An 18,692-nucleotide genomic window follows, 5' to 3' on the forward strand; every position below is an offset into this window, starting at 1 on the left:
CCACCCGCGCCTTCCCCCGCACTGCCGGGCTGCTGGCGGGACGCCGATCCGGCGAGCCAATGCCCGGCGGTGGTGGGGTACTTGACGCGATCGGGAACGCGGGCGCCGGGCCATTGCCGGTTTGCCTCGGGTGTGGTCAGGCCGGGTGGAGTACCGCCGTGGCGATCTCGCGGACGCGGGCGGGCGTGATTCCGGTGCGCTGTTCGACGGCGAGGGGGTGGTCGGTGGGTTCGAGCTTGATGAAGGGGCGGGTGCCGAGCGGCCGGGTGTGGGCGTTGGTCTTGAGGTCGGTGGTGCTCTCGGGATAGAGGGACAGCTCGGTGCTGAGCCAGCCGAAGTACGGCTTCTCGGCCTCGCGGCCCTCGGTGTCCCACAGGTCGACGGCGCGGGCGAAACTGTCCTTGCTCAGGGAGACCCAGACGCCCCACGAGAAGACGTCCTCGCCGCCGATCACGGGTATCTCGATCAGGCCCTTGATGAAGAAGTGCTGGCCCCTGATGACGCACTGGTCCGACGACAGCATGCTGTTCGTATCGGCCTCGAAGGCGGGGTCCCAGACGTCCGGGGCGGGGGTCGAGTAGCTCATGGGGAGCTCCGCGTGATGGTTTCCGCAGCACGAACACGTGAAGCCGAGATCGTCAGACATGGCGGGATCCTAGTGGTCACGAAGCGCGAGGCCGCACCCCGAGGTTTCGGGCCCGCGCCCCGGGGATTCCCGTTGCCCGTACGCATCGCCGGGCGCGTACGGGTGGATCGGTTCCGTGCCGGAAGCCGCCGTCCCGCGAGACCTCGGGGCCGGGCGCGGGCCGAGCCGAGCGTGGGACGTGGGACGTGGCGGGAGGGGCGGCGGAATCCGTACGTTCCGGCGGTCAGCGTTTGGAGCGGACCAGGCCGGCGTCGTAGGCGAGGATGACGGCTTGGATGCGGTCGCGGGCGCCGATCTTGGCGAGGACGCGGCCGACGTGTTTTTTGACGGTGGACTCGGAGAGGACGAGGTGGCGGGCGATCTCGGAGTTGGTCCAGCCGTTGCCGATGGCGACGAGGACTTCGCGTTCGCGGGCGCTGAGTTCGCGGAGTCGGGGGTCCTGGGCGGCCGGGGAGTCGGGCGGGGTGAGGACGTGGTGGGCGTGGGCGTCGAGCAGGCGGCGGGTGAGGCTGGGGGCGACGACGGCGTCACCGGTGGCCACGGCCTGGATGCCCGAGACGAGTTCCTCGGGGCCCGCGTCCTTGAGGAGGAAGCCGCTGGCCCCGGCGCGCAGGCCCTCGTAGGCGTACTCGTCGAGGTCGAAGGTGGTCACGATGAGGACGCGGGTACGGCCGCCGGCCGCGATGATCTGGCGGGTGGCCTCCAGCCCGTCCATGCCGGGCATGCGGATGTCCATGAGGACGACGTCGGGGCGCAGTTCGGCGGCCATGCGGACGGCCTCGGCGCCGTGGGTGGCCTCGCCGACGGGGGTCACGCCGGGGCTGCCCTCGAGGAGCATGCGCAGGCCGAAGCGCTGCATGGGCTGGTCGTCGACGATCAGCACGGAGGTGGTCATGGCAGGTGGCTTTCCGCCTTGTGGTCGGTGGGGTCGACGGTCGCGTCGAGCTGGACGTCGACGGTCCATCCGGGCTGGTCGGTGGTGGGGCCGATGGTGACCGTACCGCCGTAGAGGGCGACGCGCTGGCGGATGCCGACGAGGCCGTGGCCGTGCTCGTCGTCCCCGGTGGCGGGCGCCGCGGGGCCGGCGGCGTGCGGCGGGGGGCCGGTGTCGGTGACGCGGATGCGTACCGTCCCCGCGTCGGCGGTCACGGTGACCTGCGAGGCGGTGGCCGTACCGGCGTGCTTGAGGGTGTTGGTCAGGGCTTCCTGGACGATGCGGTAGACGGTGAGTTGCAGGCCCTCGCCCAGTTTGGCGAGTTCGCCCGTGGTGCGGTACGTGACCGCGAGGCCCGCCGCGCGGACCCGTGCGAGGAGCATGTCGAGGTCGCCGATGCCCGGTTGCGGTCTGAGCCGCCGGTCCGCGGCGTCGTCGTCCCCGCGCAGGACGCCGAGCACGCGGCGCAGTTCGCCCAGCGCCTGCCGCCCGGTGTCGCCGACCATGCGCAGGACCGGGGTCGAGCTCTCGTTGTTGCGGGCGGCGAGCGTCGAGGCGCCGTCGGCGAGGGTGACCATGACGGAGAGGTTGTGGCCGACGATGTCGTGCATCTCGCGGGCGATACGGGTGCGTTCGGCGGCGGCGGTGAGCCTCGCGCGCTGGTCCCGTTCGACCTCCAGGCGCCGGGCGCGGTCCTCCAGCGCGGTCAGGTACAACCTGCGGGTCCGCAGGGTCAGACCGGTGGCGACGGCGGCGGTCACCAGTCCGAGGAGGAAGAAGAGGACGAGGAACTCGCTGCCCGCGGGCTCCAGGGCGAAGACGTCGACCACGTTCGCGGCGGCGGCCACGGCGGTGGCCCAGCCCAGCACGCGCGGGGAGCTGTGCCGGGCGACATTGTGCAGGGCGATGAGCGGGCTGAATGAGGCGACGAGCCCGGCGTCCATCGCGGACTGGACGAGGAAGGCGGCGATCGTCACGACCAGCACGGTGGCCGGGGCGCGGCGGCGCCACCACAGCGGCAGGACGAGCGCGGCGAACAGCACGTAGAGGGTGGCGGTCGACGGCGCCCCGTGCGCGTCGGCCGCCGCGACGGCCGCGGGCGCGCCGCCGGAGAGCAGGTTGGGCAGGCAGACGCCCGCGAAGAGCAGGACGACCGCGGTGTCCAGCAGCCAGGGGTGCCGCCGGTCGTACTCCCGCAGGAGGCCGCTGGCTTGCAGCATGAGGTTCAGGACCGGGTGCCCCAGGGCGGCCTCGGGACCGAGGGACGGCACCGGCGTCCCCCGGTCCGGGGCGGCGAAGGCGGTTCGGGGGCCGCGGTCGGAGAATCCGGCCCCGGGGCCCCGGTCCCGGGCGGAGACCTCGACGCGAGGGGCCCGCCTCCTGGCCAGAAACCCGACCCTGAGATCCCGCCTCCCGGCCAGGAACCACGCCCTGACATCCCGGACCCGCGCCCTGGCATCCCGGCCACGAGCCGAAAGCCCGTCCCTGACGTCCCGGCCACGAGCCGCGAGCCCGTCCCTGGCATCCCGGCCCCGGGCCGCGATCGTGGCCCTGAAGTCCCGGTCCCGGTGCATAAGCCTCATTGTCACCGCTGGTGACCCTTCCGACGAACGGTCGGCCGCCGCGACGATCAGACGTCGGACCGCTTCAGCCGGATGGCTGCGGCGCCCAGGGCCACGGCCACCCAGGCGGCGAAGACGGCGAGTCCCGCGCCGGGCGACAGGGAGTCCGACGCCTTGTGCAGGGCGTAGATCGCCGAGCCCGCGTTGCCGGGGGTGTACCGCTCGACCGCGTCCTGGAGCGAGTCGGGCAGCAGCGCGGTCAGGCCGGGCAGCAGCATCAGCAGGCCGACCAGGGCGGCGATGCTCCCGGAGGCGGAGCGGATCAGCGTCCCCAGGGCCACGCCGAACACGGCGAACAGCGCGAGGTAGACACCGGCGCCGACCAGGCCGCGCAGCACGCCCTCGTCGCCCAGGGACAGCGCGATGTCGTCGCCGCGCAGGCTCGCCGCGCCCAGGCCGAAGGTGACCACGGCGGCGACCGCGGTGAGGACCAGGACCAGCGAGCCGATCACGGCGCTCTTCGACGCCAGGACCGGCCACCGGCGCGGCACCGCCACGTAGGTCGAACGGACCATGCCGGTGCTGTACTCGCCCGCGGACATCATCACCCCGAGCACGCCGACGATCAGGCCGGTGACGCCCGCGCCCGTCAGCGCGAGGCCGACCGGGTCGTCGGGCGTCCCGGTCACGTCGGCGCCGGGAGGACGGTAGACGGCGGCGGCGATCACGCCGAAGGCGACGAGTACGGCGACCGAGGCCCCCAGGGTGATCCAACTGGAGCGCAGCGAAAGGAACTTGCTCAGCTCCGAGCGCAGGACGCGGCGGCCGGTCACCCCCTGCCCGTCCCGGTCGGCGCGTACGGCGACGGCGATCGTGTCGGTGGTCATCAGGCGGCCTTCCGCTCGGTGCCCGCGGGGTCGCTGTGGTACTCCACGGAGTCATGGGTGAGGCGCATGAAGGCCGTCTCCAACGAGACGGTCTGCGGGGCCAGTTCGTACAGCGCGATCCCGCAGTGCGCGGCGACCGTACCGATGTCGCGGGCCGCCCAGCCGTGGACGAGCAACTCCTCGTCGGAGGAGGACGTGATGGTGACGCCGGGCGCGGCCAGCGCGTCCCGCAGTCGGGCGGCCTCGCCGCTGACGACCCGCACCCCGCCGCCGCCGGCCTGGTGCGTGAAGTCCTTGAGCGAGGTGTCGGCGAGGAGCCGTCCGCGCCCGATGACCACGAGGTGATCGGCGATCAGCTCCATCTCGCTCATCAGGTGCGAGGAGAGCATCACGGCCCGGCCCTCGGCGGCCAGCCCGGTCAGCAGATTGCGCACCCACAGCACGCCCTCGGGGTCGAGGCCGTTGACCGGCTCGTCGAGCATGACGGCCTCGGGGTCGCCGAGCAGGGCGGCGGCGATGCCGAGGCGCTGGCCCATGCCGAGCGAGAACGCGCCCACCCGCTTGCCCGCCACGCTGCCGAGTCCCGCCAGTTCGATGACCTCGTCCACCCGGCCGCGCGGAATGCCGTGCGTGAGCGCGAGCGCCTTCAGGTGCCCGAACGCGCTGCGCCCCGGGTGGACCCCCTTGGCGTCGAGCAGGACACCGATCTGGCGCAACGGCGCCCGGTGCCGGGCGTACGGGCGGCCCCCGACGGTCGCCGAGCCCCGGGTCGGGGCGTCCAGGCCGACGATCATGCGCATCGTCGTCGACTTCCCCGCGCCGTTCGGCCCGAGGAAGCCCGTCACCTCACCGGGCTTCACGGAGAACGACAGCCGGTCGACCACCGTCTTGTCCCCGTACCGCTTCGTCAGTTCACGCACTTCGATCATCGGCCTCTGGTCCCCTGGTCCTCTCACGTCCCGCGCGCACGCCTCGCGTACGGAACTCACGCGCTCACCGCGTTCGCAGCAGTCGTCGCACTCATCGCACTCGTCGCGCTCCTCGCACTCGTCGAGAACGCGGCGCGACCCGCACCTTCGACGTTACGAGGGCGGGCGGGGCGATCCCTGGAACCGTGGGAGACCCTTCGGCACGGCACTGGTACCGCGGTACCAGTGCGCTCTCATCACCCAGAACGACGGGCGGCGCTCACGGCGTGACGAGGGGGAAGTCCGGGTCCGGGGTGGCGAGGAGGGAGAGGAGGCGGGAGAGGGTGTCGGGGGTGCCCTCGGTGGTGACGTTGTCGAGGTTCCGGGTGGCGAGGGCGGTGAGGAGCTGGGCTTGGGTGAGGGTCAGGGTGAGGTCCGCGGTGGTGGCGGTGGGGGCGCCGGGAGTGGACCGGTAGGTGAGGGCGCCGTTGGACAGGGTCAGGCGCCAGGTGCGGCGGTGGTCGGTGACGTGCCAGTCCATCGTCAGCCGGGTGTCCCAGGCGCGGGGGCCGTCGACGCGGACGGCGAGGGAGTCGATGAGCTGGTCGACGGTGAGGGCCATGGCCATCTCGGGGTTGGCGGTGTCGAGGCGGACCTTGGCGAGGCGGCCGCGCAGCTCCATGGCGCCGGTGAGGTAGAAGTTGCGCCAGGTGCCGTTCTCCGCGCCCTGGCCGAGGCGGTCGTAGACGGCGGCCAGCGCCTCGCGCGCGCCCCGGTGTCCGGGCTCGGCGAACACGGCGTGGTTGAGGAGCGTGGCGGCGAACCGCAGGTCGTCGGCGTCGGCGTACTCCCGGCCCTTGGCCACGAGGGCGTCGGTGCCGCCGTAGTCGGCGGCGAAGCGGCGGGCCTGCTCGACCGGCGGGTGCTCCCACAGGTGGGCCGGGTTGCCGTCGAACCAGCCCATGTAGCGCTGGTAGACCGCCTTGACGTTGTGCGAGACCGAGCCGTAGTAGCCGCGGGCCGCCCACGTACGTTCCAGAGCGGGCGGGAGGGTGAGCTCCTCGGCGATCTCCGGGCCGGTCAGGCCCTGGTTGATGAGCCGCAGGGTCTGGTCGTGGAGGTAGGAGTAAAGGTCGCGCTGCCCGGTGAGGAACGCGGTGATCTCCTCCTGGCCCCAGGTGGGCCAATGGTGCGAGGCGAAGACGACGTCCGCCTTGCCCTCGAACATCGCCAGGGCCTCGGAGAGGTAGTGCGCCCAGATCCGGGGGTCGCGGACGACCGCGCCGCGCAGGGTCAGCACATTGTGCAGCGTGTGGGTGGCGTTCTCGGCCATGCACAGGGCCCGGTGGTCGGGGAAGAGGAAGTTCATCTCCGAGGGGGCCTCGGTGCCGGGGGTGAGCTGGAAGGCGATGCGTACGCCGTCGACCGTCTCCTCCTGCCCGGTGCTGGTGATGTGCACCGTCGGCGGCACCAGGCTGATCGTGCCGGTCGAGGTCGTCGCGCCGAGACCGGCGCCGATCTGGCCCGCCGGCCCCTTGGGCAGCTCCGCCCCGTACATGTAGACCGCGCGGCGGGTCATCGCGGTGCCCGCGTACACGTTCTCCGCGACCGCGTGCTCCAGGAATCCGGCCGGGGCCAGGACCGGGATGTCCTGCTCGGTGCCGTGCGGGACGATGGCGCGCGAGCCGCCGAAGTGGTCGCCGTGGGAGTGGGTGTAGACCAATCCGGTGACCGGGCGGTCGCCGCGGTGCTCGCGGTACAGCGCCAGGGCCGCCGCCGCGGTCTCCGTCGAGATCAGCGGGTCGATGACGACGACGCCGCGCTCCCCCTCGACCAGGGTCATGTTCGACAGGTCGAACCCCCTGACCTGGTAGATCCCCCGCGTGACCTCGTACAGGCCGTACCGGGCGCAGAGCTGCCCCTGCCGCCACAGCGACGGATTCGCGGTCGGCGGGCACTGCGCCGCCGTCATGAACGCGTACGCCCCGCAGTCCCACACCACCGACCCGTCCTCGGCCGTCACCGCGGTGGACGCGGGCGCGGCGACGAAGCCGCGGTCGGCGTTCGCGAAGTCCCGGACGTCGTCGAAAGGGAGGTCAGCCATGAGACGAGGCTAGGGCGCTATGCGGCTTTTGTCCTCAGGGCGCCGAGATGAATGGCTGAGGTGAACGCCGAGGTGAGCAAGGGGCGGCGGCCCCGGGGGGCGGGCGGGGTCAGATACCGGCCGTGCGGGGCGGGACGCGGAGCGCCAGCAGGGCGGTGTCGTCGCTCGCCCACCCACCGCTGTGGTCGTCGAGGACGCGGCCGATCCGCTGGACGACGGAAGGGGCGTCCATGCCGTGGCAGGCGGCGAGGGCGGCGGCGAGATTCTCCTCGCCGAACAGCGGCCGCGGGGCTCCCGGGACGATGGGGCGGGGACGGGCCTCGGTGGCGCCGTCGGTGTAGAGCAGAAGCGTGTCGCCGGGCGCGAGCCGGAAGCGGACGTCGGTGAGGTGCACGTCGGGCAGGACGCCCAGCAGGCTGCCGCGGCGGCCCGACTCCTGGACGCGGCCGTCGGCGCGCAGGATCAGGGCGGGCGGGTGCCCCGCGGTGCACAGGCGGCCGGACACGCCGGTGGCGGTGGTACGGAAGGTGGCGTGCACGGCGGTCAGGAACCGGCCGTCCGTGCGCTGGTCGAGCAGCGCGGAATTGAGGTGGTCGAGGACCACGGCGGGCGACAGGTGCTGCGTGGCCTGTGCGCGCAGGGTGTACCGGGCCAGCGCCGTGACCTTGGCGGCCTCCGGGCCCTTCCCGCACACGTCGCCCATCGTGGCGCACCACCAGGGGCCGCGGGCCTGGAAGAGGTCGTAGAAGTCGCCGACGACCATGCCGCCGTCCGCCGGGGTGTACGAGGCGGCGGCGTCCAGACCGGAGACCGTCGGCAGGACGGGCGGCAGGAAACTGTCCTGGAGGCTGCGTACGAGGTCGGTGGTCGCGGCCAGCGCGGTGCGCGCCGTCTCCAGCGAGGTCCGCAGATTGATCTCGTTGCCGACCGCCCGCGCGAGGGTGGCCAGCGTGGCCAGTTCCGTGGGGCGCCAGGCGTGCGGGCGGTCGTCGATCACGCACATGCTGCCCAGCACCTCGCCGCCCGGTCCGAGGATCGGGTAACCCGCCCACGCGCCGATCTTCATCGGCTGTACGGAGGGGTGGTCGCGGGTGCGCGGGTCGGTGGCCGCGTCCTCGACGGCGAAGGGCTCGCCGTCCAGGCCGACCAGGAAGTAGCAGAAGCTCTCCCGCACCGGATTCTGCCGCCCCGCGATCTCCGTGATGTCGACCCCGACGCACGACTTCCAGAACGAGCGGCGCTCGTCGACCAGCGTGATGAACGCCCGTGAGCAGCCGGTCACCGCACCGGCCAGGGCCGCCAGGTCCTCGAACTCCGGCTCGGGACCGGTGTCCAGCAGGCCGGTCGCCGCCACCGCGGCCAGCCGCCTCGGATCGTTGAGCGCGGCGGGCAGCCCGTCCGCCCGCAGCCCGCCCCGGAAAGCCACACCCTGCATCGCAGCGCCCTCCCGGACGATCCCGGCCACCCGCGACCGGGGGCCAGAGAGGAGCCGCCGCGCACACCGACGGACGCCAAACATTTGACGTATGGCAACAATAACCACGGACGGGGGCGGGGAGCGGTCGGGCGGGCCACATTCTCCCGCCGCGGGAGGCCGGGCGGCGGCGGGGAGCCGGGCACGCCACGGCCAGGAGCACCGCGACGCCGAGCGGTGTGATCGTGAGCACAGGGGCCGCGGGTGCGGCCGGTGCCTGGTCCGGGCCTGGTCGGGGAGCGGCCGGTGCCTGGTCGGGGCCTGTTCCGGGAGCGGCCGGGCCGTGGCCGGTGCCTGAACCCGGAGCGGCCGGTGGCTGGTCCGGGCCCGGTCGGGAAGGCCGGGCGTCGGGGGCGGGCGTAGAGACGTACCGCAGGGGCGTACGTACGCGGGCACGTACGCCCCTCCCGCCGCGGCCGGGACCCGCGCACCGGCTTGTCGGGGCACCGGCCGCCCCCCCCGAGGCCGGGCCGGGCTCAGCCCGGAAGCGTCCACGCCTGGTTCGCGCCCCCGTCGCAGTCCCAGATCTGCAACCGCGTCCAGTCGGCCGTCGAGAAGCCCGGATCGTCGAGGCAGCGGCCCGACCGCGTATTGAGCAGCGACCCGTCGGACCGCGCGACCCAGCGCTGATTCGCGCCGCCGTTGCGGGACCAGAGCTCGACGAGGGTGCCGTTGGCGGTGGCGGCCCCGGCGATGTCGAGGCAGCCGCCCAGCACGCGGACCGCGGCGCCCGCGCCGGGAGTGACCGTCCACTTCTGCGCGGCCGTGCCGTTGCAGGTGTAGAGCTGGACGGCCGTGCCGTTCGCGGTGCCGCTGTTCGCGATGTCGACGCACTTGCCGGGGATGCCGGAGGTGATCGCGCCCGCCGTCGTGACGCGGGCCCGGCGCCTCACGCACGGGCCCGCGGCGGCGACCTCAGTGCCGCTGCGTCGGGAACCGTCCGCACAGCCAGTTGCCCGGCTCCGCCGGGTCGTCGCTGATCCAGAACTGGCGCCACAGCAGGGTGAATTCCTCACGGCTGAGGTGGCCGTCCCCGTTGAGGTCGAGGAGTTCGAAGACGCCGGTCATGTCGACGGGCCGGCCGTTCCAGGTCTCCACGAGCGTGCGGTGCTCCTCCGGGGAGATGACGCCGTCACCGTTGGCGTCCACGGCCTCGAACACGGTGTCGGCGGTGGCGACGACGTCCGCGATCATCGTGGGCAACCGGTCGACGAGCGCGAGCAGTTCACCCCAGTCGACCGCGCCGTCCCCATTGGTGTCGCCGGTCTCCAGCAGCGCCGCCCACCAGCCCATCAGCAGCGTCTCGACGCGTGCGCGCAACTCCGTGCCCGGCGCCACCGCGGGCAGCCGGTTCCAGCGGGCGACGAGCGCCCTGAAGTCCTCCTCGCGCAGGTAGCCGTCACCGTCGGCGTCGAACGCGCCGAACATCCCCCTGAGCTTCTGCTCCTGAAACGCGCTGGCCATGAGCGGTCCCCCTCGACCTCGACCCGAACCACGAAGCACCCGTGCCCGCCGTCGCGCGGCGACAGCGGGCAACAATCAACGGTAGGCCGGGACGCGCTCGCGCCACCACAAGCACATATGTATGGACATTCACCCTTCGGCGCCAGCGGCACCCCCGCCTCCAACTCCCGTCCGCCGCGCGGCAGTCGGCGCCTGACGGATGCGCGAAGACGCCGGACGGACGCGTCCGCTCCGCGGCCCCCACCTGGCACCTCACCGCCTGCGGGGTCCTCGCGAACGCCTAGGGCCCGCCCGGCGGCCGGCTAGCCGACGCCGTCGATGACCGGCGGTGAGAGCGTGGCGATCTCGCGGTCGAAGAAGTCGCCGAAGGGCTCGCCCCGCGCGTAGAGCGACGCGAACCCCGCCCTGGTCTCGGCGATCAGGGCGGGTTCCGCGTACCGCCTGGCCCCGTCCGCGTTTCCCTCGTCGTCGTACTGCACCTCGTACATCACCACGTCACGGGGAATTCGACGACTCGGAGCCGCCGCTGCGCGACGCCCAACTCCTCCGCCTCGGCGAATTGCCGGGCGTAGGCCGGACGCCTTTCCTCGATGAGCGCGAGTGCTTCTTCCCAGTGCCCGGCGGCGAATGCCTCCCAGCTCGCGAAACCGCGTTCCTGGAAATGCTGGCCGCGTTCCAGCTTGTCCTGGCTCCTGACGCCGCTTTTGAGGATCCGGAAGAATTCCTCGTGGTAGGCGGGCCGGGCGAGGCGTTCGAAGGTGCCGTTGGGAAAGGAGTCAAACACTGGGAATGTCCGGTTTCGCCGCGATCAGCATGTTTCTCGGGATGACGACGAGTCGCTCGTCGGAGCCGACCGAGACCCCGGCGGGCAGATTCCGCCCGAGGGAGGCCGTCAGATCCCGGCCGATGACGGCGATGTCGCCGTTCTCCAGCTCCCAGATGTCGGGGCAGTCGGGGGTGTCGGTCGTATTCCCCAGCTCCTGAGGTGATTTACCGAGGCGCTTTAAGAATGTGGTGTCGGGATTTGCTTCCCATGGTCTGGTCATGGTTGCCCCCAGGATCGGCTGCGTACTGTCGTACCGCGTGCGGATCGTACCCGCATCGGCGTCACTACAGCCGGAGCGTACCCGATAACCAGCCGTCTGGCATATGCCACGACAACGGCAGCGACCGCCTACGGATGCCTATCGCAATTCGACTCCCGGTGCAATAATGATCCACACCGGACGTGACCGGTCCTCATATTGACTCAAAGCCAATATGATCAGATTATTGAATGGTAGGGGGAGCTGTGGATCCGGAACTCGCGGTGCTCACGCGGACCGCCGGAGCCCCCGTGGTCGCCCCGATGGCGACCGACGCCTGGCGGACCACGACCACGCGTCACCGCGTCCTGGCACAAGGGCGCCGCGCCCGGACCGGCCGCTTCCGGACCGGCCGCGTGGCATCCGCTGACGCTGCGCTCCCGGTCCAGCATCCTGGCCGCGCTCGGCGCCGCGGAACTGACCGCGGAGGACGGACGCACGGGCCTGCTGTCGCTGCCGGGGCAGTGCGCGGAACACCTCGGCGTCGACCACACCGTCTCCGTGGGGGCCCGCCACAACCACGCCTGGGCGCTCTTCCAGTTGGGCCGCCTCGAGGAAGCCGACAGCGAGATCGGCGAGGTGACCGAGACCTATCTGCACCGCTTCGGACCCGACTACCCCATCGCCCTCGCCGCCCGCCAGCTCCAGGCCCGCACCCGCACCGCGCTCGGTCACACCGACGAAGGCATCGCGCTCATGGACGACGTCGTCGCGCGCCGCGCCCAGAGCCTCGGCCAGGACCACCCCTTCACCGTCGCGAGCCGTGACCTCCTGCGGAGGCTGCGCGCCGAGCGTCCGTAGACGCGTCACGCCTGGGCGGCGGGAGTGACGCTGCCCAGCCAGAGGGTGTCGCGGGCGCGGGTCATGGCGACGAAGAGCTGGCTGCGGCCGAGTTCGCGGCGCTCGCGCTCGGTCTCGGAGAGCCCTTCGGCGCCGGTCAGCAGGGAGGTGTCGTACCGCGGAAGGTAGACGCGTTTGAACTCAAGTCCCTTGGCACGCCGGTAGCTTCCGAGCTTGACGCCCTCGACGGCGTGACCGGCGTAGCGCTCCAGCGGGCAGACCGGGAGGCCGGAAGCCGTGAGGAGGTCCCGGTAGCGGCCGATGGCCCGCACGGAGGGGCAGAGCACGGCGGAGTCGGCCCGCTCGGCGGGGGTCAGGGCCAACAGCGCTTCCAGCAGGGCCCGGTCGTGGTCCTCGACGGTCGGCCGGTCCACGCGCCGCACCTGGCCGTCGTGGTAGGTCAGGTCGACTTCCCTGGCGCCGGAGCTGCGTACGCCGTCGATGTCCTCGAAGGCGTCGTCGGCGACCACCGCGAGGGCCGCGTCGAGGATGTTCTTGCTGTTGCGGTAGTTGGTGCTGAGCACCTGCCCGCGCTCGCCGCGGATGTCGATGCCCGCGTCGGAGAGCCGGAATCCGCCGGGGTAGACGGCCTGTTGCCCGTCCCCGACGAGCAGCAGGCCGTTGGGAGCGTCGCCGATCAGGGCGTGCAGCAGCTTGACCCCGACGAGGGTCAGGTCCTGGACCTCGTCGACGATGACGGCCGCGTACGGCGCGGCCTCGGTGGAACTGCTCGCCTCGGCGAGCGCGAGGGTCAGCACATCGTTGAAGTCGTGCACACCGCGTTGGACGCGCAGCGACTCGTACGCCTCGTAGAGTCCCCAGACCGCCTGCCGGTGGGGCCTTCGCAGGCCCACCCGACGGCGGCGGCGCGGCAGGACGGCGTATTCCTCGAAGGAGGTGATCCCGCGGCCCTTGATGACGTAGTCGATCTCGTCCTTCCAGTAGCGCGGCAACGGGTCGAGTTCGGTCAGCGGGCTGTCGCGCCCGGCGTGCGTCCAGGCGAGGCTGAAGGCCGTCTCGGCCTTGTCCCCGTTCAGATTCACCGGCACACCGCGGTCCTGCGTGTACTGCTGCGCCCACGAGTGCAGGCTGCGGAACTCCACCCGGTCGGCGACCGCGGGGGACATCGCGTGCAGGAACGTCTCCTGCACGCGCGGGAGGTTGCTGGCGAAGGTCACGTACAGGACGCGTCCCGTGGTGCGTTGGGCGAGGTAGGACGCGCGGTGCAGCCCGACGACGGTCTTGCCCGTACCGGCGGGTCCGCTGATACGGGCGGGGCCGGACCAGTTGCGGCGGACGAGGGCCACCTGGTCCTGCCCGAGGAAGGTCATCCACTGCTCGATCGGTGCCCGCATGGCGGCGTCCAGCGCGGCCTCGCGCATGCCGTCGAGGTCGAACAGCCCTGCGGCGGGCTGTTCTTGGCGTCCGGAGCGCGGCACGCTGGACGGCGCCGTAGTCGACGTTGTGGCCGGCTCTGTGACCGGCTCTGTGACGGACGATCCCTCGTACTCGGGGAACACCCGCCCCAGGTGGTCGGCTATGACGCGCACCGAGGCGGCGTTGAGCCGGTGACGCTCCGCCAGCAGATACGGACCGACCTCCCGCTCCCCCAGGAGCCGGATTCTCCCCAGCGCGGTGTCCACGCGCTTGTCGGCGAAGACCATCAGCGGCCGGACCGCGACCGGGGACATCCCCAACGAGGCGACCGCCGTCTCGGCGGCCTTGGTCACCGCCGAGAGCTTGCGCGCGTGCTCGTCCCTCACCTCACCGCCCGCGAGGAGCCGGCCGTCCTCCACCTCCGGGTCCGCGCGCCAGTTCTTGACGTCCACGACGAAGACACCGGCGGGCCCGACCAGCAGCATGTCCACGTTCGCGGACCGCGTACCCGGCCACCGCCGGTCCACCAGAAGCCGCCAGCCGCGCTCGGTCAGCACCAACAACTGTGCGCTGACGCGCTGTTCGCCCTCGCTCGCGCTCTCCCACTGCCGCGCCTGGCGCCGCGCCGCCTGCCACTGCTCCCGCAGCAACCGCTCCTGCCGACGCGCCTCTTGAGCCCGCCGCGAAGCCGATCCCCCCGCCGCCATGACCCACCCCCTCCCACGTAGCGCGACGATCATAGGACGCTCCGCTACGAAGCGGCAGGGGGCGTCGGCCGGGGCGAAGTGCGGCCGGACCGGCGGCGCGTCGGAGATTCCGGCGCCTCCGTAGTCGTCTCTCGGCCTCAGAGGTCGGCCGTCTGCTGCTGCTCCACGGGGCCGGAGGGCTGGGCGGGGATACCGGGCGCGCGGTCGTTCTGGAGGAGCCACAGGTCGTGGAAGAGGCCGGGTGTGTCGCGGAGTTGGGCGAAGGTGCCGTACTGGACGAGGCGGCCCTGGTCGAGGACGGCGATCTTGTCGGCGACGGTGACATTGGTGAGGCGGTGGGTGACCAGGACGACCGCGCGGTCGGCGGCGAGGGTGCGCAGGCCGGTGAAGATGCGGTGTTCGGCGCGGGGGTCGAGGGCGGCGGTGGGTTCGTCGAGGACGAGGAGACCGGCGTCGCGGTGGAAGGCGCGGGCGAGGGCGACGCGTTGCCACTGGCCGCCGGAGAGTTCCTGGCCGCCCCACCACTCGCGGGCCAGGAGGGTGTCCAGGCCCGAGCGCAGGGACGTGACGACCTCGTCGGCGCCGGAGGCGTGGGCGGCCGTATCAACCGCCCTGTGCGGGTGGTCGGTTCGGGGCTGGCCCAGGGTGATGTTGTCGCGGGCGGTCAGCGGCCACTTCGCGTACTCCTGGGGTACGACGGCGACGCGTGACCAGGCGGCGTGCGCGTCCAGGGTGCGGGTGTCGGCGCCGTCCCAGACGACGGCGCCGCGGTCGGGGAGGTAGAGGGCGGACAGGAGTTTGCTGAGGGTGGTCTTGCCCGAGCCGTTCTCGCCGACCAGGGCGAGGACTTCGCCGCGCCGCACGTTGAGGCTGACATCGAGCAGGGCGGGCCGGTCGGCGTGCGGGTAGGTGTACGTGAGGCGGTCGGCGCGTACGACGGCCGGGCCGGTCGGCACGGTCTCGCCGCGGGCGATCCGGTGGCCACCGGCCTCGTCCAGGAAATCTGACCAGTCGTCAAGGTACATCCCCGTACGGAAGATGATGGCGCCGTAGCCGATGATGCCGCGCAGTCCTGAAGCGACCGTGCGCAGTGCGAACGTCGCCGTGCCCGCGGACGCGACGGACACGCGGCCGGTGCTGATCAGGAAGAGCAGCGCCGCCCAGACCGCTCCGGCCGCGACTCCCCCGGCCAGGCTCCCGACGAGCGACATCTTCGCCGCGCGCCAGGCGGCCCGGTCGGTCGCGGCGTCCACCCGCGCCCCGGCCGCCCGGTACTTGCCGAGCAGGAAGTCGGCCATCGTGCCGGAACGGATCTGGTCGGCGTGCTGCTTGTCGACCAGATTCCACCGCAGGACGCTCAGCAGGCGGCGGTCCTTCATCGTCTCCAGCGACGCGAGGTAGTTCAGCCGGGCCCCCCGTACGCCCGCGATGGCCTGCGGCAGCGCGGCCAGGACGAGCAGCGGCAGCAACACGGGGTGGACGCTGGTCAGTACGGCCGCGGCGGCGATCAACGATGCGGCGGCGGCGAGGATGTTCTGGGACTGGTTGAGCATGTCCTGCGAGACCTCGACGCCCCGGTCGGCCGCGTCCCAACGGTCGTTGTAGCCAGGGTGGTCGTACGCGGTCAGCTCCGCGTGGGTCGCCGCGTCCAGCAGCCGCAGCTCCGCCTCCCGCGAGATCCGCGGGGCCAGGCGCGTGGACAGACCGGTGATCGCGATGCCCAGCACCGCCCGTACGCCCGCCGCCGACGCCAACAGGGCCAGGGAGGGCGCGGCTTGGCGGAGCCGTTCGTCGATGTGGCCCGACGCGATGACGGCCGTGATCGTGCCGGTCACCGCCAGCAGGCCGAGCGCTTCCAGCACGCCGGACAGGACCTGGCAGGCGAGCAGCGCGGTGACCGCCTTGCGGTCCACGTGCCAGGCCATGCCGAGCGCCCGGCGCACCAGTTGGGGCAGTCGGCGGGCCATGGCGCGCAGCGTGATCGCGTAACCGGCCTCCTCGCTGCGGTCGCCAGGAAACGTCAGGCGCAGCTCCTCGTCGGGTACGGCCTTTTCGTCGTCGCTGGCAGCAGCGGTGCGCGCCGTGGCCGTGGGGGGCTGGCCGGTCGTCGGGGGCTCTTCGGTCGTCGGGGGTTCGGTCATCGGTGTACGCCCTTCGCCGTGACGTGGCGGTCGGCACCGGACCGGCTCGGCGGAAGGAGGACGAAGGCACCGGCTCGGCCCGCCCGGCTCGCCCCGACGCGACGCGGCCCACCAGTCTGCTCCAACCGCCCCGCCGCAACCCCCCCGCTCGCGAAGCCCCGGTCGGCGCAAGGACGCAGCCGCCGCCCCGACGGCGTACGCCGGTCCGCTACGGCCCGCGCCGTCCGCCGCGAAAGCGCCCGGCCGACGACGCGGCACCGCGCCTGTGGCGAGTTCGGGCGGCTGATTGGGGGGAAGGAGCGGGGGCACGCGTTCTGGCATGGACCACAGTGCGGGTGAAGCGGGGGGACCGGCGTTCGTGCTGGGGGGCGGCGGGGCCCTCGGGGCGTACGAAGTGGGCATGCTCAAGGCCCTGTTCGCGCAGGGGGTGAAGCCGGGGATGGTGCTCGGGACCTCCGTCGGAGCGATCAACGGGGCCGCCGTGGCCGCCGAGCCGTCGCAGACCGCCGTCGGCCGGCTGATCGAGCTGTGGACGGGGCTGGGCAAGGCCGGGGTGTTCGCCGGTTCGCTGATGGGCCGCGTGAGCACCGCCGTGCGGAGCCGTACGCACCTCTACACCCCGGCGCCGCTGGTCGACCTTCTGCGTGAGCACGTACAGGTCGCGCTCATCGAGGAGTTGGAGGTGCCCTTCCAGTGCGTGGCGGCGAGCATCGAGAACGCCGCCGAGCACTGGTTCGACCGCGGCCCGCTGATCGAGGCGGTGCTCGCCTCGTCGGCCGTGCCCGGACTGCTGCCGCCGGTCGACGTCGACGGCGAGCACTTCGTGGACGGCGGCCTCGTCAACAGCATCCCGGTGGGCAGGGCCGTCGCCCTGGGCGCGCGCGAGATCTACGTCCTCCAGGTCGGCCGCATCGAACGGCCGCTGACGCCGCCGAAGTTGCCGTGGGACGTCGCCATGGTCGCCTTCGAGATCGCCCGCAGGCACCGGTTCGCCCGCGACATGGCCGACCTGCCGTCGGACGTGACCGTGCACGTACTGCCCAGCGGGGCGGCGTCCGGTGAAGCGGCCGGGGCGCTGGGCCAGTTGCGGCACCGGGCCTTCGGGCAGACGGCGGACCGTATCGAGCGGGCCTACGCCGCGTCGTCGCGGTATCTGGAGAGCGCGCTCGACGGGGCCGCCCCCAAGTCCCTTGTCCCGGAGGGCTCCGGCGCCGAGGACCCGCACTCCGCCGAGGGTCCGGCGTGACGGGCCTCGACTCGGGCCTGAACGCGGGGCCGGGTCCGGCGGGTTCAGGCACGGGTCCAGCTACGGGTCCAGCGAGCACGGGCCCGGCGGGTTCAGATACGGACGCGCTCGCGAGCGCCGACCCGGCCGCGCGGGTCCGGCCGTCGACCCGTACCCGTACCCGTACCGGCACCGCCGCCGCTGCCGCGGGCGCCGCGCTGGTCACGGCCGCCCGGCGTACGGTCACCACCGCGCTCGTGGTCGCGCTGATACCGGTGGCCGCGGCGCTCCTCATCACCGTGACCGTACTCAGCGCGCCCGTGTCGATCCCGTCGCGCGGCGCGTGGCGGCCGACGCGTATGGCCGGATTCCTGCTCGTCTACCTCGTCGTGGACCTCACGGGAGTGCTGGCGGCCTCCGCGCTCTTCCTGCACCACCCCCGGGCGGACCGGGACCGGCGGGCGGCCGAGGCGTTCGCGCTCCTCGCGCGGCTGCTGGCCGTACTGCGCAAGGTGGCGGACCGGCTGTTCCGGCTGGAGGTGGAGATGACGCCCGCGCTGCCCGTGGGCGACCGGCCGCCGGACGTACCGCTCGTGGTGTTCGTCCGGCACGCGGGTGTCGGCGATTCGTTCCTGCTCCTCCAGACGCTGCTCACCGACGTACGCCTGCTGCCGCACACCGTGCTGAAGGGCGTCCTGCGCGCCGATCCGTGCCTCGACGTCCTGCTCGGCCGGGTCCCGCACTGCTTCCTGCCCCCCGCGCACGGCACCGCCGAGGACGCGATCACCGAACTGGCGGCGGGGCTGCGGTCGCGCGACGCGCTCGTGATCTTCCCCGAGGGCGGCAACTTCACCCCGCGCCGCCACCGCCGCGCGATCGCCAGCCTGCGCCGCCTCGGCCAGTACCGGCGCGCGGCCCGCGCGGCCCGGCTGCGGTACGTGCTGCCGCCGCGGGACGCCGGAAGCCTCGCCGTCCTGGCCGCCGCGCCCACCGCCGAGGTGGTCTTCGTCGTCCACTCCGGCCTCGATGTCATCGCGTCCGCGCGCGCCGCCTGGGACTTCCTGCCGTTCCGCCGCCCGGTGCGGGTCCACTGGTGGCGGATACCGGCGGCCGAGGTCCCGGTCGGGGACGCGGCGCGCAGCGAGTGGCTGCTCGGGCAGTGGGAGCGGATGGACCGGTGGACGGCGGAGCAGGCGGTCGCGGCGACGCCGCACGTATAGAGGGCGCGCGTACGGGGGTTCGCCGTACGGGGGTCGCGCGTGCGGCGGCTCATGTAAAGGGGTCCACGCGTACAGGAGCTCACGCGTGGAGCCGGGGGCCGTACGGCGATCCGTACGG

At 72.8% G+C, this 18,692-nt stretch carries 15 protein-coding genes and 1 pseudogene; 3 read left to right on the top strand and 13 right to left on the bottom strand.

The window, feature by feature from the left end; translation table 11 throughout:
* Window positions 1-136: 136 nt before the first annotated feature.
* The 11 genes and pseudogenes from ACZ37P_RS02675 to ACZ37P_RS02725 all read right to left on the bottom strand — a co-directional run bounded on the left by ACZ37P_RS02675 (window position 137) and on the right by ACZ37P_RS02725 (window position 11,025).
* On the bottom strand, window positions 137-586 hold the full coding sequence (locus tag ACZ37P_RS02675) for a DUF2199 domain-containing protein (protein WP_355335996.1): 450 nt from the start codon (window positions 584-586) through the stop codon (window positions 137-139).
* Window positions 587-869: 283 nt separating this feature from the next.
* Window positions 870-1,541 (bottom strand): response regulator transcription factor, encoded by a 672-nt coding sequence (locus ACZ37P_RS02680; protein WP_355335994.1) that lies wholly within the window; start codon window positions 1,539-1,541, stop codon window positions 870-872.
* Window positions 1,538-2,800 carry a sensor histidine kinase gene (locus ACZ37P_RS02685; protein ID WP_467344456.1) on the bottom strand — a complete coding sequence of 421 codons (1,263 nt, stop codon included), beginning with the start codon at window positions 2,798-2,800 and terminating at the stop codon, window positions 1,538-1,540. Before ACZ37P_RS02685 ends, ACZ37P_RS02680 begins: the two co-directional genes overlap by 4 nt.
* 410 nt (window positions 2,801-3,210) lie before the next feature.
* Entirely contained in the window at window positions 3,211-4,029 is an 819-nt protein-coding gene (locus ACZ37P_RS02690; protein WP_467344458.1) for an ABC transporter permease, read from the bottom strand.
* Entirely contained in the window at window positions 4,029-4,958 is a 930-nt protein-coding gene (locus ACZ37P_RS02695; protein ID WP_355335988.1) for an ABC transporter ATP-binding protein, read from the bottom strand. The genes ACZ37P_RS02690 and ACZ37P_RS02695 overlap by 1 nt, the downstream gene beginning before the upstream one ends.
* Before the next feature lie 259 nt (window positions 4,959-5,217).
* Window positions 5,218-7,041, bottom strand: a complete 1,824-nt coding sequence (locus ACZ37P_RS02700) for an alkyl/aryl-sulfatase (protein WP_401850909.1) — start codon at window positions 7,039-7,041, stop codon at window positions 5,218-5,220.
* Window positions 7,042-7,150: 109 nt separating this feature from the next.
* A complete protein-coding gene (locus ACZ37P_RS02705; RefSeq protein ID WP_467344460.1) occupies window positions 7,151-8,476 on the bottom strand; it encodes a PP2C family protein-serine/threonine phosphatase in 1,326 nt (441 codons plus the stop codon).
* A 515-nt stretch (window positions 8,477-8,991) separates the two neighbouring features.
* Window positions 8,992-9,408 (bottom strand): ricin-type beta-trefoil lectin domain protein, encoded by a 417-nt coding sequence (locus ACZ37P_RS02710; RefSeq protein WP_467344462.1) that lies wholly within the window; start codon window positions 9,406-9,408, stop codon window positions 8,992-8,994.
* 22 nt (window positions 9,409-9,430) lie between these two features.
* Window positions 9,431-9,979, bottom strand: a complete 549-nt coding sequence (locus ACZ37P_RS02715; protein WP_355335982.1) for an EF-hand domain-containing protein — start codon at window positions 9,977-9,979, stop codon at window positions 9,431-9,433.
* 302 nt (window positions 9,980-10,281) lie between these two features.
* A pseudogene (locus tag ACZ37P_RS02720) lies at window positions 10,282-10,763 on the bottom strand (DUF6879 family protein).
* Window positions 10,756-11,025 carry a hypothetical protein gene (locus ACZ37P_RS02725; protein ID WP_355335978.1) on the bottom strand — a complete coding sequence of 90 codons (270 nt, stop codon included), beginning with the start codon at window positions 11,023-11,025 and terminating at the stop codon, window positions 10,756-10,758. The pseudogene ACZ37P_RS02720 and the gene ACZ37P_RS02725 overlap by 8 nt, the downstream one beginning before the upstream one ends.
* Window positions 11,026-11,565: 540 nt before the next feature.
* Here ACZ37P_RS02725 and ACZ37P_RS02730 point away from each other — a divergent pair.
* Window positions 11,566-11,865, top strand: a complete 300-nt coding sequence (locus ACZ37P_RS02730) for a tetratricopeptide repeat protein (protein ID WP_402710475.1) — start codon at window positions 11,566-11,568, stop codon at window positions 11,863-11,865.
* Between the two features lie 5 nt (window positions 11,866-11,870).
* Here ACZ37P_RS02730 and ACZ37P_RS02735 read toward each other — a convergent pair whose 3' ends face one another.
* Together ACZ37P_RS02735 and ACZ37P_RS02740 are read right to left on the bottom strand one after the other, a co-directional pair.
* Window positions 11,871-13,988, bottom strand: coding sequence for a nuclease-related domain-containing DEAD/DEAH box helicase (locus ACZ37P_RS02735; RefSeq protein WP_467344464.1), 2,118 nt, complete (start codon window positions 13,986-13,988; stop codon window positions 11,871-11,873).
* Between the two features lie 137 nt (window positions 13,989-14,125).
* Complete coding sequence (locus tag ACZ37P_RS02740) at window positions 14,126-16,129, bottom strand: ATP-binding cassette domain-containing protein (protein WP_467344466.1); 2,004 nt, start codon at window positions 16,127-16,129, stop codon at window positions 14,126-14,128.
* 319 nt (window positions 16,130-16,448) lie between these two features.
* Here ACZ37P_RS02740 and ACZ37P_RS02745 point away from each other — a divergent pair, with 319 nt between their 5' ends.
* Together ACZ37P_RS02745 and ACZ37P_RS02750 are read left to right on the top strand one after the other, a co-directional pair.
* Window positions 16,449-17,375, top strand: a complete 927-nt coding sequence (locus ACZ37P_RS02745; protein WP_355335972.1) for a patatin-like phospholipase family protein — start codon at window positions 16,449-16,451, stop codon at window positions 17,373-17,375.
* Window positions 17,372-18,574: a lysophospholipid acyltransferase family protein gene (locus ACZ37P_RS02750; RefSeq protein ID WP_467344468.1), complete on the top strand. Its 1,203-nt coding sequence runs from the start codon at window positions 17,372-17,374 to the stop codon at window positions 18,572-18,574. The genes ACZ37P_RS02745 and ACZ37P_RS02750 overlap by 4 nt, the downstream gene beginning before the upstream one ends.
* The last annotated feature ends 118 nt before the right edge of the window (window positions 18,575-18,692 follow it).

It is taken from the genome of Streptomyces sp. NPDC024632, from assembly GCF_055559175.1.